The following is a 16493-nucleotide window of genomic DNA, read 5'->3' as shown; positions in this document are numbered from 1 at the left end:
GTGTTTACTCCGCGGCCTCGCTGGAATGTCCAAGACGGACGTTCAGCTTACGGATCAGTTCCTCCGCCGCATCGGCGATGACCGTCCCCGGCGGGAAGATCGCTTCCGCTCCGGCCTTATAGAGGGCGTCGTAATCCTGCGGTGGCACCACGCCGCCGATGATGATCATGATGTCCTCGCGGCCGTGCTTCTTCAAAGCGGCCTTCAATTCGGGAACTGCCGTAAGGTGCGCGGCGGCGAGCGAGGAGACGCCGAGGATGTGGACGTCATTTTCAACAGCCTGGCGTGCGGCTTCGTCGGCCGTTGCGAACAGCGGTCCGATGTCCACATCGAAGCCGATGTCGGCGAAAGCCGAAGCAATCACCTTTTGACCGCGGTCATGACCGTCCTGGCCGATCTTGGCGACCAGAATCCGCGGACGCCGGCCTTCGGCGTCCTCGAACGCTTCGATCAGGTGCGCCAGCCGTTCGACCTTGTCGGACATGGTGGAAACCTCGCGCTTGTAAACGCCGGTGATGGACTTGATCTCTGCGCGATGGCGTCCGAACACCTTTTCGAGAGCGTCGGAGATTTCGCCCACCGTCGCCTTTGCGCGGGCCGCGTCGATAGCGAGCGCAAGCAGGTTGCCGTTACCGTCACCCGCCGAGCGTGTGAGGCTGTCCAATGCTGCTTGCAGAGCCTTTGGATCGCGCTCCTTGCGCAGACGCGAGAGCTTGTCGATCTGCAGCCGGCGGACGGTGGAGTTATCGACCTTCAGCACATCGATCGCGGCTTCGCTCTCGGGCTTGTACTTGTTGACGCCGATCACCGACTGACGGCCTGCATCGATGCGGGCCTGAGTCTTGGCCGCAGCTTCCTCGATGCGCAGTTTCGGTACACCGGCTTCGATCGCCTTTGCCATGCCACCCAGCGCCTCGACTTCCTGGATGTGCCCCCAGGCCTTCTTCGCGAGCTCCTGGGTGAGGCGCTCGACGTAGTACGATCCGCCCCAGGGATCGATGATCCGGGTCGTGCCGCTTTCCTGCTGCAGGAAGAGTTGAGTGTTGCGGGCAATCCGCGCCGAATAGTCGGTCGGCAAAGCCAGCGCCTCGTCGAGGGCGTTGGTGTGCAGCGACTGGGTATGGCCTTGCGTTGCCGCCATCGCCTCGATCGTGGTGCGCATGACGTTATTGAACACGTCCTGCGCTGTCAGCGACCAGCCGGAGGTCTGGCTGTGGGTGCGCAGCGACAGCGATCGGGTATCCTTCGGGTTGAAATCCTTCATCAGCTTCGCCCAGAGCAGGCGCGCGGCGCGCATCTTGGCGACTTCCATGAAGAAGTTCATGCCGATCGCCCAGAAGAACGACAAGCGCGGTGCAAAGCGGTCGATATCGAGGCCGGCGGCGACACCGGCTCGGACATACTCGACACCGTCGGCGAGCGTGTAAGCGAGTTCCAGGTCCTGCGTCGCTCCGGCTTCCTGCATGTGGTAGCCGGAGATCGAGATTGAGTTGAACTTTGGCATCTTCTGCGAAGTATAGCCGAAGATGTCGGAAATGATCCGCATCGAGGGGGTGGGCGGATAAATGTAGGTGTTCCGCACCATGAATTCTTTGAGGATGTCGTTCTGGATCGTGCCCGACAGTTTCTCCGGCGGCACGCCTTGTTCTTCGGCCGCGACGACATAGAGCGCCAGCACTGGAAGTACGGCGCCATTCATGGTCATCGACACGCTCATCTGGTCGAGCGGAATGCCTGCGAACAGTGTTCGCATGTCATAAATCGAATCGATCGCGACGCCTGCCATGCCGACATCGCCTGCCACGCGCTGGTGGTCGCTGTCATAACCACGGTGTGTTGCAAGGTCGAAGGCGACCGAAAGGCCCTTCTGTCCTGCGGCGAGGTTGCGACGATAGAATGCGTTCGAATCCTCGGCCGTGGAGAATCCGGCATACTGGCGCACGGTCCACGGCTGGTTGACATACATCGTCGGATAGGGGCCGCGCAGATACGGCGCGATGCCGGGATAGGTGTCGAGGAAGTCGATGCCCTTCAGATCGGCAGCACCGTATGCCGGCTTCACCTCGATCCCTTCCGGGGTGAGCCACGGCTCTCCGCCATCCTGCGCCGGAACCTGCGTATCGGCGAAGGCGATATCTGCGAAATTCGGAATACGGGTCATGACTTGGCCATCTTAGCATAAGCCGCACGCAGCGTCGTCAATGCGTCGCCGCCTGCGAAGATGAATTCTGTAACGCCGGCGCTTCGGTAATCGTTCTCCTTCTCGCCGGGACGGCCGGCGAGATAGATCGCCGTTGCGCCGGCCTCTGCGAGCGCCTTGGCCGCGTCGACGGCGTTGGTCCCGTAAACCGCATCGGACGAGCAGAGGCAGGCCAATGTGGTTCCCGTCTTCTTGAATTCGTGCACGAGGGTTGGAATCTCCCAGAAGCCGTCATTGTCGAGGGCCTCGATGCCGCCAGCCTCGAAGAAACTTTTCGCAAAATTCGCGCGTGCTGAAAAGTTCGCTGGTGTACCAAGGTTGGCGAGAAAAATGCGGGGACGCTGACCAGTTTGTTTAAGGGTGACGTCGGAGGCATCGCGCAACGCCTCGAAAGGCTCGGCGAGCCGATGTGGTGTCAACGCCTCGAACGTGATCTTGGGCTCACCATAGGATGGCAGGCGCACCGCTTCGACGTTCAGCACCTCAGGCGTCTTTTCCATCAGGTTTGCAAATTCACTGACGCCAGTGACGACATCCTTGCGGCGGGCGATGTTCTTCTCTCGCGCGCGGCGGACTTCGGCAATCTTATGCTGCAGCAGGTTGCCTTCTAGGGCTGCCCAGATGCCGCCAGCGCGCTCGATCTCCTGAAACAGCGTCCATGCGCGGGTGCAAAGCTGCGTCGTCAGCGTCTCGATGCCGCCGGAGCCCGCCGCAGGGTCGGTGACCTTTGCGAGGTTCGATTCTTCAAGCAGGATGAGCTGGGTGTTGCGGGCGATACGGCGTGCGAATGGATCAGGCAGGCCCAGCGCCAGCGTGTGCGGCAGCACGGTGATGCTGTTGGCTCCGCCGAGCCCGGCAGCAAACGTCGCCATCGTCGTGCGCAGCATGTTCACGTCGGTGTCGCGCCGCGTCAGCATGCGCCAAGCGGTATCAGTGGCAATGAACAAGGGGGAGGGCTCCAGCCCGCAAGCTTGTTCGACCCGCGCCCACAGCTTTCGTAAGGCTCGGAACTTGGCCATGGTCAGAAACTGATCGGCATCTGCGGACAGACGCGCATAAATCATGTCGCGGGCCTCGGGCAGAGCCATGCCGGAGGCTTCCAATGCACGCAGATAGGCAACGGCAACAGCCAGTACAAAGGCCAGTTCTTGGGCTTCCGATCCGCCGGCATCGTGAACCACACGACCATCGGCCACCGCTGCCGGACCCTTGAAGCCTTCCGCCACGACGTTGCCGACGGCTTGGGCCAGAGCCGGGGCAATATCGGTCCATGGATAAGGGCTGGCGCCCCAGATGGCGGCCGCGCCAAGGGGATCAAAGCCGAAGCGGATGTCACAGCTGCCCGCTGCGATCCCCTTTTCCTTCAGCAGGGCGGCAAGATGGAAGGGCGCCTCGCGTGACTGAGGGCCGATCTGAAAATCGATGCCTAACCCGGCGTCGAAATGGATGTCCTGTGCGAATGTGCGAATGGCCTCCGCGGAGGGATCCATGCCGAAACCAGCCGCGCCGTTGGCGCCGGCGAAGACCAGGGTCAGCGCTGTTGCCCCGTTCTCCAGATCGGTGATGGCCTGCTTGTTGGCCTGTACCGGATCGGGATGATCGATCCGCTGTGCGATCTGCCAGGGCGTGGAGGCTGGCCGCCCCGCCACCGATTTCGCATTGCTGACGCGTGAATAGAGCGGCTCGATCGCGAGCCCATCCGCGCTCTTACCCAGCAGCCGCTCGCGAGGCGCCCCCTTCAGGACGCTATCGACCAGCTTCAGCCATGTCTCACGGGTTGCCGCCGGAAATTCGGACGCCAGCGGCAATTCGTCGGTTGGGGCAGGCATAAGCGCAGGCACTCCTTGGTATTCATTCTCTGTTTGGGAATGAAAATGGCATGGCGTGGCAGCCGAGCCAATCGGCAGTTTATTCAAGCCGAGGCAGACATTTGCTCATGTCTAGGGGGGCGGCAACCTCTCGATCCCGCCAGTCTCGGCTTCGAGCCTCGCCAGGGCCTCCCGAACCCTCCGGCCGCCGATCACGCGGTCCGGTGCGATTTCAGCCAGGGGAACCAGCACGAATGCCCGTTCAAGCATCCGCGGGTGGGGAAGGGTCAGATCGGGCGTATCGATCATCAAATCGTCACAGGCCAGCAGGTCGAGATCGAGGGAGCGGGGACCCCAGCGGCGCTCCGCCTGCCTGTCCCGACCGAACTGCTTTTCGACCTGATGCAGGGCCCGTAGAATGTCATGGGGGGCCAAGGCGGTCTCGATCTCGATGCAGGCGTTGACGTATGGAGGCTGCTGCGTATCGCCCCAGGGCGGGGTGGCATAGTCGGACGATCGGGCGCGGAGCCTGCCTTGGATGGCCGCGCAGACTGCTGGGATCGCGCGGGCGAACGTCGCACGGACATCGCCGACATTGCCGCCCAGCGCGATCAGTGCGCTAGCCATCGGGCTTGTCATTTGACGATGCCCGTCGCCGGGTCAGGATGACTCCGACGTCATCGAAGATCGCAGCAATCGGTGCGTGTGGTTTGTGAACCGTGACCTTGATGGCTTCGATCGCCGGGAAGGCGGTCATGATCGCATCGGCGACTGCGCCCGCAGCGCGCTCGAGCAGATAATAGTTATGGCCCGCGAATGCCTTGGTGGCGGTGGCGACGACGTCCGAGTAGGAGATCGTGTCCTTCAGCTTGTCGGAGCGCGACGCTTCGCTGAGGTCGGTCGAAAGTTCCAGGTCAATCACGAAGCGCTGGCCGACTTCGGCTTCGTGTTCGAGCACGCCGTGACGCGCATGGATCACGATGCCGTGGATGAAGATGATGTCCGTCATCGGTGTCCTTCGATTGCGCCCGTCACGCGGAGGGCCTGAACTGTCTCCGCCACGTCATGCGCGCGGATGACGACCGCACCATGACGTACTGCGAAGAGATGGGCAGCGAGCGATCCGCCAAGCCGCTGATGCGGTTCTGAAGCGGTCACGGTGCTGATGAAGCGCTTGCGCGAGGCGCCGACTAGCAACGGGCAACCGAACGCCTTCAGCTCGGCCAGGCGAGCCAGGGCCGTCATGCTCTGTTCGGGGGTTTTCCCAAACCCGATGCCTGGGTCGAGCGTGATCATGTCCCTCGCGATGCCGGCCCGATCAGCAATCTCAAGCGTGCGCGTGAAAAACCGCGCGATGTCGCTCATGATATCGAGGGCCGGATCGACCACCTCGCGATTATGCATAGCGATCACGGGAGCATGATGATCGGCGGCGACGCGCACCATATCCGGGTCGCGTTGCAGGCCCCAGACGTCGTTGATGATGGCGGCACCCGTCTCGAGCGCGAACCGCGCAACACCAGCCTTCATCGTGTCGATCGAAACCGGCGTGCCGAGCGCGACGATATCGGCCAGCACAGGCTGCAGGCGGGCGATCTCTTGCTCTGCCGATACGGGTTGCTGACCGCCATAGGGGCGGGTCGATTCCGCGCCGATGTCGATCACCGTGGCGCCCTCGGAGATCATCCGTTGCGCCTGCGCCAGGGCTTGCTCCGGTTCGAGGAACTTGCCGCCATCGGAGAAGGAGTCCGGCGTTACATTGAGGATCCCCATGACCCAGGGCAGCGGCTGGCGCGAGACACGCCATCCCTTGATAGTCTGCGGCTGCTGCCTGGATCGCGTTCGGGATACCTCGGTCATGGATGCGCTTTGCGCGGTCCAAGGATCGGAGTCAAGGCGCCGAACCGCGGGATGCTGCCCAACGTCAGCGCGGTCTGGAATTTGGCCGACCTGAGCCGCGGATCAGGATGTCGGCGGCGGTCAATAGGTGATCTTGCGCGGGAGCTGCTTTGCCCGCTCGATCAGGGCGCTGACCGACTTTTCCGTGGGGCGGACGCGCACAAGCTTGTACTTGTCGTTGGCTTCGGCCATGGCCTCGGCCAGCTTCTTGGGATTGCGATGGCTCAGTTCGCCGACGGTCGTCACGCCCGCGCGGCGGAGCAGTTTGGCCTTTCCGCTGCCCATTCCCTTGATGCGCATGCAATCGGCATTGTTGGCCCAATCGAGCCATTGCTGTTCGGAAATTCCAGTCGCCTCGGCGAGCTCTTTGCGTCCCCTGACAGTGTGTGCGGCTTCGAGAAGTCCTTCCGTCGTGCGAATGCGCCTTGACTTCAGCTTGACCTCGATAAAGGGCGTCATTCCATCAATGTGCTTCAATGGATAGGTCATGGCACTCGCAATTGCTGCAACTCAGGCAGCCATTCCAAACCGACAAAGACGCGGGGAGCGTCGTTACTAACGACTTTTGAGAAACAGGCTGTCGCCGATAGTCCTTTCACGCTGAGGAGCTGGACGGCATTGTCCGCAATCCCGTTGATCGCTGAAGACGGCGGCTGATGCTGCATCGTGCGTTTATCGCGCCAGCACGCCTCGACCGTCGATCCAGGTCGACGATCACTTTAGGTCTCACGAATTGGGAAACACAAGTATCAAGGCTTCTATGATGGGCTTTTTGCAACTCGTCGTGGCAAAGTGTTGCAAGTCTGCAAGAGTCGTGGCGAAATCCGACGCAATCTCGTGCGGAACGATGCAGGACTGCAGGCCCTCACAGCCGACCATACCGACGCGAACGCGCACTCAGTGTTTCGCATCCGCAAGAGATTCAGGTAGATTCATTTCTCTGGCGGACGAACTAGGCCTTTAGACTAACTTGAGACGAACTTGACAGGCACGACCATGGCGAACGGTGACACAAAGGAAGCTATCTTCGTCGGCAAGGAAGACACCACGGCCAATCTGACGCTTGCACTGGCCAATCGTCACGGGCTGGTGACCGGCGCGACGGGCACCGGCAAGACCGTGACTTTGCAGGTCTTGGCTGAAGGCTTTGCCCGCGCAGGTGTGCCGGTGTTCGCGGCGGATATCAAGGGTGACCTATCCGGCATATCGGAGCTGGGCGAAGCTAAAGATGCGCTCGTTCAACGCGCGAAGTCGATGGACATGGAGTTCCAGCCGGATCAGTTCGCGACGATCTTCTGGGACGTGTTCGGCGAAAACGGTCATCCCGTGCGCGCGACGGTTTCAGAAATGGGCCCGTTGCTGCTGTCGCGGATGATGGACCTCAACGAGGTTCAGGAAGGCGTGCTGAACATCGCTTTCCGCGTCGCTGACGAGCATGGCTATCCCTTGCTCGACATGAAGGATCTCCGCGCAATCCTCGGCTTTGTCGCCGAACAGGCGGCCGCGCTGACCACTCAGTACGGCAACGTCTCGAAGCAGACTGTCGGTACGATCCAGCGTCAACTTTTGGTGCTCGAAAACCAGGGCGGAAACAATTTCTTCGGGGAGCCAGCGCTGGCGCTGAGCGATCTGATGCGCAAGGACAAGGACGGGCGCGGCTACGTCAATATTCTCGTCGCCGATCGTCTCATGCAGAATCCGAAGCTATATGCAACTTTCCTGTTGTGGATGCTTTCGGAGTTGTTCGAGCAGTTGCCGGAGGTCGGCGATCTGCCGCAGCCGAAGCTGGTGTTCTTCTTCGACGAAGCCCACCTGCTGTTCGACGATGCACCCGATGCGCTGATGACCAAGATCGAACAGGTCGTGCGGTTGATCCGATCGAAGGGTGTCGGCGTTTATTTCGTCACCCAGAATCCGATCGACGTGCCGGACAAGGTTCTCGCCCAGCTTGGCAATCGCGTTCAGCACGCCCTGCGCGCATTCACGCCTCGCGACCAGAAATCGGTGGCTGCGGCGGCTCAGACGTTCCGACCGAATCCAAAGCTCAATACGGAGAAGGTCATCACTGAGCTGGGGAAGGGCGAAGCGCTGGTTTCATTCCTTGAAGGCAACGGCACCCCGGCGATCGTCCAGCGGATCATGGTGCGGCCTCCGTCCGCCCGGATCGGACCGATCACGGCGGAAGAACGGAAGGCGTTGATAGACAAGAGTCCGGTCAAAGGGAAATACGATACCCCTGTCGATCGGGAATCCGCGTTCGAGATGCTGCAGCGAAGGATGCAGGAGACGGCCGGCGAAGCGCCGGCTGGTGCTGGCGAGGAAGCTCCGAGCGGCATACTCGGTCATCTGTCCGCCATCGCAGGCATCATTTTTGGCACGAGCCGGAAGCGTGGCACGAAATTGACGACCGGACAGGTGATTGCCCGCGACCTCACGCGGACCGTGACGAACAGGGTGGCCGGCAAGATCGCGGCCGACCTTGGTAAGTCGGTCGGCGGTCAGCTCGGAGGTTCGATCGGGCGGACCATCGTACGGGGCGCGCTGGGCAGCCTGCTGCGCCGCTAAACCGAGACTTCAGGGAAATTTCTAACGTCGGAGATCGTGATGGCCGATCAAAAGCCGCTTGCTGCAGTGCTGGATCATATCGATGCCAATATCGACGGCAGTCTGGAGCGTCTGTTCGCCCTTCTGCGCATCAAGTCGATCTCTGCCGACCCCGCCTTTGCTGACGATTGCAAAATGGCCGCCGACCATTTGGCGAAGGACATCGCATCCCTGGGCTTTGCGACCGACGTTCGACCAACAGGCGGCCACCCGGCGATCGTCGGCAAGAGCAATGGTTCGGGGCCACGCGTGATGTTTTATGGACATTACGACGTTCAACCTGTCGATCCGCTCAACCTCTGGGATCATCCTCCGTTCGAGCCCTCGGTGCGGACGTTGCCCGATGGCCGCAAGGCGATCGTCGCACGCGGTGCGCAGGATGATAAGGGCCAGCTCATGACGTTTATCGAGGCCTGTCGGGCCTGGAAGACGGTCACCGGCGGCTTCCCGGTTTCGATCACCATCCTGATCGAGGGAGAGGAGGAGGTGGGTTCGAAACATTTCGGCGGGTTCCTCAAGGATAACAAAGGTGACCTCGCGGCCGATTTCGCGCTCGTTTGCGACACCAACATGTGGGACCAGAATACGCCTGCGATCACCACCTCGCTGCGCGGCCTCGTCTACGAGGAGGTTCGGATCAAGGCTGCCAATCGCGATCTGCATTCGGGGTTGTTCGGCGGTGGGGCGCAAAATCCTATCCGCGTCCTGACACGCATTCTTGGCGGTCTGCATGACGACAACGGCCGTATCACGATCCCTGGTTTCTACGACGGTGTAAAAGATACACCGCCGGATGTGCTGGAGGCGTGGAAGAAATTGAACTTCTCGGCAGAGACATTTCTTAAGCCGATTGGTCTTTCAATTCCGGCCGGGGAAAAGGATCGGTTGCTGATCGAGCAAGTCTCGTCCCGGCCAACGTGCGATATCAACGGGATCGTCGGCGGCTATACCGGCGAAGGTGCAAAGACCGTCATTCCTGCAGAAGCGACCGCCAAGGTGTCGTTCCGCCTCGTCGAAGGGCAAGACCCGAAGAAGATCCGCGATGCCTTCCGCGCCTATGTGAGGGAGCGCCTGCCTGCGGATTGCTCGTGTGAATTCGCTGACCACACCAATGCGCCCGCGATTGCGCTCGACTGGTCGATGAAGCCGCTCGGGGCCGCCAAGCAAGCTCTGACCGACGAATGGGGCAAGGAAGCGCTGCTGATCGCATGCGGAGCTTCCATTCCGATCGTAGCCGATTTCAAGCATACACTCGGGCTCGACACGGTGATGGTTGGGTTCGGGCTGGAGGACGACCGGATTCACTCGCCGAACGAAAAGTACGACCTCAAGAGCTTCCATAAGGGCATTCGCTCCTGGGCGCGTATCCTTGCAGCCTTTGCTGAAGCGCGGGCCTGAGCAGCGGGTCAGATGTTTACGGCCGGCAAGAGACTCTTGCCGGCTGCAGGCGAATAGTCGAGTGGCGTGAGCAGACGGTCTTCGATTGCGCCCACCAGGGCGCCATGTTCCGCTGCCGTGGCCCGCTTGATCTCCGCCCACTCGGCGTCGGCCATGAAGGCCGTCCAGGTCGCGGATTTGGTTGCCTCGCCGGGCCACTCGATTAGGTAGACGAACCGGGGTTTGTCATCCTCACGCGTTTCCCACATTGCCACGATCTTGAAGCCGTAGTTGCGCATGATGCGAGCTGCATGGTCGCGAAACCGCGCATGGAACGCTGCCTTGTTGGTGTCGAAGATTTCGTAGATTCGCAGTTGATGGATCATCGGATAGTCCCGCCTGTTGCGAGCGGGTATCTTATCCGGCTACTGCCGCGAAGTCGTGACACGTCGCTGCGAGCGGGATCGATCGTCGTTACGGCGCCGGGATCGTCAACAGGCTTGAAATGCTGCTGCCGCGAATATCGTAGACGCGCGCGAAGACGACGTCATCGCGCTTGATCTCGACCAGCACCGGAGCATTGAGGCCCTTGCAGTAGAACTCGCCCAACGTCATGGCGAAATCCGCGCTCTGACTATCCCAACCGATGCTGAATTCCGGTCCGAGGGCGACCTGCGCTGGTCTTTGCGGTCCGCACACGGCGACCTTCCACTTCCGGTTTGCGGGCGGGACCTCCTGTCGCTCTTCCAGCTGCTCGCGCAACTCTTCGGATGCCTGCTTCAGGGCGAGACCCCAGTAGTCGAGCATATAAAGCGAGTCCGCAGCACGGACCGTGCCGGCGACGTGATTGAAATACGTATATTGGTACGGGTGCAGACGGACCATTTCGGTCAGCGGCAGCAGGAGCGCGACCGCGAATACGAAGCCAACGGCACTGAGCGCCAGCGGTCCCTGCTTTTTAACCTGATCGACAATCCAAGCGACGCCGACGCCGGCCATGACCGCCATCGGCGGGATCACGAACAGGAAGTGCCGGATGCCATTATAAAGAGCAGGTCGCTTTACCATGGCCACCATCAACGGCAGCGTTGCTGCAAGCGCAATCATCATCAGGATCATCTTGCGCCTTGCGGGAACATCACGGCGAGCCTGTGCAGTCACGGCGACGATCAAGCCGATGGCCAGTGGAACCATCATCACCTCCGGCAGCTTCAGCGCGAAGAGCGTCGGCAGATAGGACCAGGGCATGTCAGGCACGGAGACGAGCGCCCCGTTGAAGAGCTCTTTCCATGGCTTTTCGAAGAAAGCCGAGAAGTAGGTCATTGCCCTCAATGGATTGTCGAGTTCGACAATCGACCACGGCCAGATCAATCCCATCACCAGATAACCGAAGATCAGGCCGGGGATCAGGATATAGACCGTCCGCACCGCACGCCGGACCGCTTCGCGCATTCCCTGTGCGCGAACGTCTTCGATCAGAAGCGGTACGAAGCCGATCAGAGCGTAAACGAGCGCGAAACCGCCGAGGATCCGGCAGCCGAGAGCCAAGCCCACGCCGGTTCCGACGATCAGCACGGTGTGAGGCGTCGGCGCCGGATATTCTTCGACCAGCCGGACCAGCCCGAGCATCAGGACCACCATCGCAATTGCGAACGGGATGTCCTTCGGGTTCATGAAGATGTGGCCGTAGAATGCCGGGCAGAGCGCCACCAGCATCAGCGCGGCGAGGCCGGCGATCGGGCCACCCACACGTCGGCCGAGGCGCCAGGTCACGGCAATGCCGATAACGCCGACAAGGGCACCGAGCAAACGACGTGTTTCGAAAAGCTCGAGCGGGAGCACCTTATGCAGCAAGGCGGCGGCCATATCGAAGCCACCGCCATACATGTAGAGATTGACGAAGGAGAGGGCGCTCTTGTCGGTGAAGCCGGACTTGTAGAGGTTGAGCAGCAGTTCGGCATACTCGGCGTGGGTGTAGTCGTCCCAGCCCAGGCCATAGTCCTTGAACGTCAAGGACGCGATGATCGCGATCGCGGCCAGCATCAGGAGCGCGAGATCGTCGCACGTTTGCTCTATCGATCGCCGCAAAGGCATATCGATGGTCGAAGTGATACTGGACATCTGTTGCTAGACCGGCAGTCCCCTCAGGACCCGCTTACATCGCTGCGCAGGTCTTCTCTCCCCGACGCTGATTATATCGCGGTAGCAGATGATCGTAAGAGCCAATTATGGCGTTATTTTCCTAATGCAATGCAATAAATGCTCTTAAAGTAAAGAATAATAGAGGCTTTCAAGACTGAAGATGACTGTCCGTTCAGGAATCGTGCGTCGCGGCGGTCGTCATTTCGTCATTCGCCGCCTGACGAGAGCGGCCGGCAGCGCGACGAACGAGGCGTGTTCCGAATAGTGATACCGGCGTTCCTGGAGGAGGTCTGATCGGCGGCTTTGCGATGCGGCGATCCTTGCTGGAGAGGGGCCGCTGCGGGCGGACCTTGGTTGCGCGCACGTAGGAGGTTGAATGCGCGCGATACGATTGCTGCTGCGCGGGTGTGGCGGTTGCGGAACAACTCAGGGACAAGGCAGCTTGGTGTTACCGCCGACGATGTCGATATAGCCGATGCCGGGTTAAGCCTACCGGCTAACCACGCTCCGGATCACCGATCGGCTTCAGGGAATCCGGTTTTGCAGTAGGCCAAGTATGACGGTAATGTGGCCTTGGGTGGACCGTTCCGGCTCGGTCGGTCTTGAAGGAATGACGCTGCCGCCTGATGCGGCGTGGGGTTTGAAATGATCGTGCTGCTCGCCGCGGGTGTTGGCGTAAGCGTGCTGGGTTTGCTGGCCATCGGCTTCGGCATCCCCATCAGCGACTCCAGTTTCGGCAATGCCTTGCTGATCGCCGGCGTCGTCATTCTCTGTACTGGGCTGATCCTGATCGGAATGTGGTTCGTCGGCCGGGAGCTTGCCCGGATCGCCAAGCTTCTAGAGCGTGAAGCTCCTTCGGATCTGCTTTCCATCCGGCCCTCAGCGCGACCGGATGCCGAAGCCGGCTCGTTTGCTCCACCCGTAGCCGAGCCGACGTTCCCATCGGCGACCGCTTCTCCGGCCGCCTCTCAGGAGGCGGGTGCTCCGTCATGGACGGATGAAATGGCTGCTCGAAGCCGAGATCTGCCTCAGGAAACGGCTCACGTTTCCAATCCAGCCGAGCCGGTCGCGCCATCACCGGCGGCCTCCGATCGGCCCGGACGGCGCAATCTTCTGTTTTCGACCAGACGACGAGAGAAGCCGGATACGCCGCTCGCAACGAGCGCGCTTGAGTCCGAGCCACGGACTTCTTTCGATAGCGCTTGGCCGAGTCCATCGCGGTCGTCGGCAGCGGAGCGTGGCACGGCTGCGAGGCCGACGGCGCCTGCCGAGGTCGCGGCGGGACCGTCCGCATCCCGTCCAGATCGAACTGCGCTCGACCAGGCCACCAACGTCACGGTGCTCAAATCCGGCGTCGTCGATGGGATGGCCTATACCCTCTACTCCGATGGCTCGATCGAAGCGCAGATGGCGGGCGAGGGTGTCGTGCGGTTTGCGTCGCTGGACGCTTTGAGAGCCTATCTGGATCAGCGTCAATAGGGAGCGGTCTGCGGGACGTTGCCGAAGTCTTTGGCCTCGGCGTGTTGGTTGGTATATCCGAGTAAACCCGGTTCCGAGTCGGGCGGCTGGGCCTGTCACATCCGGAGTTGGCTTGGAGTTGCGAGACATGACCAATCAAAGCAAGGGATTCATCGATCTCACTGCCGAAATCGTCTCTGCTTACGTCGGCAACAATACGACTCCCGCGTCTGAATTGCCGACCCTGATCGGTCAAGTGCATGCAGCGCTGGTTCGTGTATCAGAGGGACAGCTGCCGGCGACAACCGCTCCGGCCAAGCCGGCTGTACCGATCAAGAAGTCGCTGACAGCGGAATATATCGTCTGCCTTGAAGACGGGAAGAAATTCAAGTCGCTGAAGCGGCACTTGCGCACCCAGTACAACATGACGCCGGAGCAATACCGCGACAAATGGGGCTTGCCGCCCGATTATCCGATGGTCGCCCCGAACTATGCGGTGACCCGATCGCAGCTTGCAAAGAAGATGGGCCTGGGGCAGCAGCGTTCCGGCAAGCGCTAGAAAAGCGAATTTGCGGTGCCGTTCTTTGGCGGCAAGCGCGTGCCAAATCCCAACGCCTTAGTGAGCGAAAGTTCTTCGTGCTCACTTTGCATGAGCCATGCGGTGGACAATGAATGTTGAGGCCAGTTCCGCGGCATGACCCGCCTGAATCGGCGGCGGTTTTCTCCAGCAGGCAGTTCCGATCCTTATATGGGAATTAATTCTTGACTATCCTCCTTGGACATAGGAATATTGTCTATGTCGGAGGTTGTCAATGCAGCAGACCAAGAAGCGTTTCGATCAAAACAAAGACATCGCGCGGCTACTGGAAAGCCTCGCGCAAGGTGGCCAGCCGAAGTCCATCGCGGCGGATATCCTGGCACTATGCCAGCGGGCAGGACTCGTCGTGCAAACGGACAACGCAACATTTGCGCTGACCGATCTTGGTCATGCGAGCCGGATGCGTCTGCGTCAGGTTGACTCTGAGGTTGGTGCGTTTCGTGCGCAACATATGCAGCTCGCCGAGCGCGACGTGATGCTCAAGGATGAGCTGGTCCGTGTCACGGTCAATGACAATGAGAGTCCGCTGGCGTGGCTCGCGCGGCGCAAAGGACGTGATGGACGGACGTTGATCGATGGCGTGCAGTTTGCCGCAGGTGAGCGGTTGCGGGCCGATTTCACGCGCGGGCAACTCGCGCCGCGTGTCACGTCGAGCTGGTCGGCCCCCACGGCGCGGAGTGACAAGGCTGCCGGTGGTACCGGCGAGATGACCGATATGATCGTTGCTTCGCGGCAGCGTGTTCGGATGGCAATGGATGGCGTCGGCCCGGAATTTTCAGGCGTGCTGCTCGACGTTTGTTGTTTCCTGCGAGGGCTCGAAGATGTCGAACGCGAGCGCGGCTGGCCGGCGCGATCGGCAAAGGTGGTGCTGCAATTGGCGCTTGATCGGCTCGCCCGGCATTATGGCCTGGCAAAGGAAACGCGCGGCCCTCGTGCAGCCCATGTGCGGACCTGGCTGGCAGAGGGCGTTTCCTTCGGGGTAGTGGAGAGCAGTTAGCCCGCCGGGTCAGGACGCCATGGCCAGCGCGCCGCGGGCATCGGCCCGGACGCGCTCGACCATTGAGCGCAACCCGTTCGAGCGCTGAGGCGACAGGTGTTCGCGGAACCCAAGCTCGTCAAACACCTTGAGCGCATCGGTATCCAGAATTCGCTTTGCGGGCTGTTCGGAGAACAGCGCAAACAGGATTGCGATCAGTCCGCGGACGATGTGGGCATCACTATCACCGGTGAAGCTCAGTACCGGCTCGCCGGCGTCGTTGCGCTGCACGGTTGTCGCCAGCCAGACCTGGCTGGCGCAGCCTTGGACCTTGTTCTGTGGCGAGTGGTCTGCATCTGCCATCGGCTTCAGCGTCCGGCCAAGTTCGATGACGTAGCGATAGCGGTCGTCCCACTCATCAAGCAGTTCGAAATTATCCTTGATATCGTTGATCGTCGTCATGCCGTAATCAGGGTGTCTGCGGGTGCTGGATTGTAGCCGCGCCGGGCTGTCTCAGGCATATATGAGATTTTTCGCTGCCGAAAGCGAGCCGTCGGCGTTTCCCGAAAATAATCAATGATTTGCAGAGGACGGGACGATATCGGAACCGCTAGCCGGCTCGGATGACCAAAGGTGCCTTGGGCGGCATCGGTCCGCGCCATTCGGCCTTCAAGTCGTCCTGGGTCAGGGTATCGGGCGGTGCGCCGTCTCGCGCATGGGCCTCGCGGTCACTGCCGATCGAGCCGGTATGATCCGGCTTTTTCTCGGTAATCATTTGGTAAACCTTGCGGGCGCCGGCCTGGGCGCGGTGTCCGATCACGGTGGCGGCCTGGCTGCCGATTTCGCAGGCCGTGGGTTGGCGCGTGCAGAATTGGCTCATATCGGACACAGCAGCACCGGCCGCAGTAACGGCTTCCATCGCGCCGATCTGAGGCAGCTTGTCCTGATCTGGTGCTTTGTCGGTTGGCAACAGCACGAGCACCAGCCCGAGCCAGAACGCCATGCGCATAAGAAAGAACATTGTGTTCTCCCGTCAGTTCGACACATCCCCGTTGCGATTGTTCTCGCAATCTACGGTGACGATTAGCAGCTGCGCATGAAGTCGAAGTTTTTCCGGCGGGCGCAATTCGCGTAAAATTCGAATCGTTTTGTTCGACGTAAATTTTCGATTGACGGCCTTCCACTTCCAAAATCACGACTTCCCGACCTCGCGCTCCTTTCTGTCTACGATTTCGAAACCATACAGCCGCTCGTGCTGGAAACATTGCGTTCACCATGTGCACCAAATCAGCCCTGTAGTTGCGGTATTTGACGCCAGTCGAACCCATTGAAGGGATCGCGACGGCCGGTCTTAGCGTTCGTTTAAGTTCACTCTGAGACGATCTGCCAAGACCAATAAGGAGGCGTTCCGGTCGGAACAATCCGATGTTT

General features: G+C 60.7%; 15 protein-coding genes. 5 read left to right on the top strand and 10 right to left on the bottom strand.

Annotation, left to right across the window (positions count from 1 at the left end; translation table 11 throughout):
* Positions 1-4: 4 nt before the first annotated feature.
* The 6 genes from scpA to X566_RS15205 all read right to left on the bottom strand — a co-directional run bounded on the left by scpA (position 5) and on the right by X566_RS15205 (position 6396).
* Entirely contained in the window at positions 5-2161 is a 2157-nt protein-coding gene (gene scpA / locus X566_RS15230) for a methylmalonyl-CoA mutase (RefSeq protein WP_034469018.1), read from the bottom strand.
* Entirely contained in the window at positions 2158-4029 is a 1872-nt protein-coding gene (locus tag X566_RS15225) for a methylmalonyl-CoA mutase subunit beta (protein WP_034469016.1), read from the bottom strand. Before X566_RS15225 ends, scpA begins: the two co-directional genes overlap by 4 nt.
* Before the next feature lie 111 nt (positions 4030-4140).
* Positions 4141-4635 carry a 2-amino-4-hydroxy-6-hydroxymethyldihydropteridine diphosphokinase gene (gene folK / locus X566_RS15220; protein WP_034469013.1) on the bottom strand — a complete coding sequence of 165 codons (495 nt, stop codon included), beginning with the start codon at positions 4633-4635 and terminating at the stop codon, positions 4141-4143.
* Positions 4628-5017, bottom strand: coding sequence for a dihydroneopterin aldolase (folB, locus tag X566_RS15215; protein ID WP_034469010.1), 390 nt, complete (start codon positions 5015-5017; stop codon positions 4628-4630). Before folB ends, folK begins: the two co-directional genes overlap by 8 nt.
* Complete coding sequence (gene folP / locus X566_RS15210; protein ID WP_244434821.1) at positions 5014-5781, bottom strand: dihydropteroate synthase; 768 nt, start codon at positions 5779-5781, stop codon at positions 5014-5016. The genes folB and folP overlap by 4 nt, the downstream gene beginning before the upstream one ends.
* 207 nt (positions 5782-5988) lie before the next feature.
* Positions 5989-6396 (bottom strand): DUF4332 domain-containing protein, encoded by a 408-nt coding sequence (locus X566_RS15205; protein ID WP_034469005.1) that lies wholly within the window; start codon positions 6394-6396, stop codon positions 5989-5991.
* Between the two features lie 507 nt (positions 6397-6903).
* Between X566_RS15205 and X566_RS15200 the strand changes: the two genes are divergently transcribed.
* Positions 6904-8472 (top strand): helicase HerA-like domain-containing protein, encoded by a 1569-nt coding sequence (locus tag X566_RS15200; RefSeq protein WP_034469003.1) that lies wholly within the window; start codon positions 6904-6906, stop codon positions 8470-8472.
* 39 nt (positions 8473-8511) lie between these two features.
* Positions 8512-9909: a M20/M25/M40 family metallo-hydrolase gene (locus tag X566_RS15195; RefSeq protein WP_034469001.1), complete on the top strand. Its 1398-nt coding sequence runs from the start codon at positions 8512-8514 to the stop codon at positions 9907-9909.
* 8 nt (positions 9910-9917) lie between these two features.
* Here X566_RS15195 and X566_RS15190 read toward each other — a convergent pair whose 3' ends face one another.
* Both X566_RS15190 and X566_RS15185 read right to left on the bottom strand, forming a co-directional pair.
* Positions 9918-10274, bottom strand: coding sequence for an NIPSNAP family protein (locus X566_RS15190; RefSeq protein WP_034468999.1), 357 nt, complete (start codon positions 10272-10274; stop codon positions 9918-9920).
* Positions 10275-10362: 88 nt separating this feature from the next.
* Positions 10363-12009, bottom strand: coding sequence for a glycosyltransferase family 39 protein (locus X566_RS15185; RefSeq protein ID WP_034468997.1), 1647 nt, complete (start codon positions 12007-12009; stop codon positions 10363-10365).
* Between the two features lie 666 nt (positions 12010-12675).
* Here X566_RS15185 and X566_RS15180 point away from each other — a divergent pair.
* The 3 genes from X566_RS15180 (at position 12676) to X566_RS15170 (ending at position 15083) form a co-directional block, all read left to right on the top strand.
* Positions 12676-13509: a hypothetical protein gene (locus X566_RS15180; RefSeq protein ID WP_034468995.1), complete on the top strand. Its 834-nt coding sequence runs from the start codon at positions 12676-12678 to the stop codon at positions 13507-13509.
* Positions 13510-13636: 127 nt separating this feature from the next.
* Entirely contained in the window at positions 13637-14047 is a 411-nt protein-coding gene (locus X566_RS15175; protein ID WP_034468993.1) for a MucR family transcriptional regulator, read from the top strand.
* A gap of 439 nt (positions 14048-14486) precedes the next feature.
* Positions 14487-15083 (top strand): DUF6456 domain-containing protein, encoded by a 597-nt coding sequence (locus tag X566_RS15170; RefSeq protein ID WP_034469714.1) that lies wholly within the window; start codon positions 14487-14489, stop codon positions 15081-15083.
* 9 nt (positions 15084-15092) lie between these two features.
* On the opposite strand, the gene X566_RS15165 is transcribed toward X566_RS15170, so the two are convergent.
* A complete protein-coding gene (locus X566_RS15165; RefSeq protein ID WP_034468991.1) occupies positions 15093-15524 on the bottom strand; it encodes a SufE family protein in 432 nt (143 codons plus the stop codon).
* Between the two features lie 148 nt (positions 15525-15672).
* A complete protein-coding gene (locus X566_RS15160) occupies positions 15673-16083 on the bottom strand; it encodes a DUF5330 domain-containing protein (RefSeq protein ID WP_034468988.1) in 411 nt (136 codons plus the stop codon).
* Positions 16084-16493: the final 410 nt, after the last annotated feature.

Origin of the sequence: Afipia sp. P52-10, assembly GCF_000516555.1 — a bacterium.
Classification (GTDB): Bacteria; Pseudomonadota; Alphaproteobacteria; order Rhizobiales; family Xanthobacteraceae; genus P52-10.
This window is presented reverse-complemented; position numbering and strand designations above follow the sequence as displayed.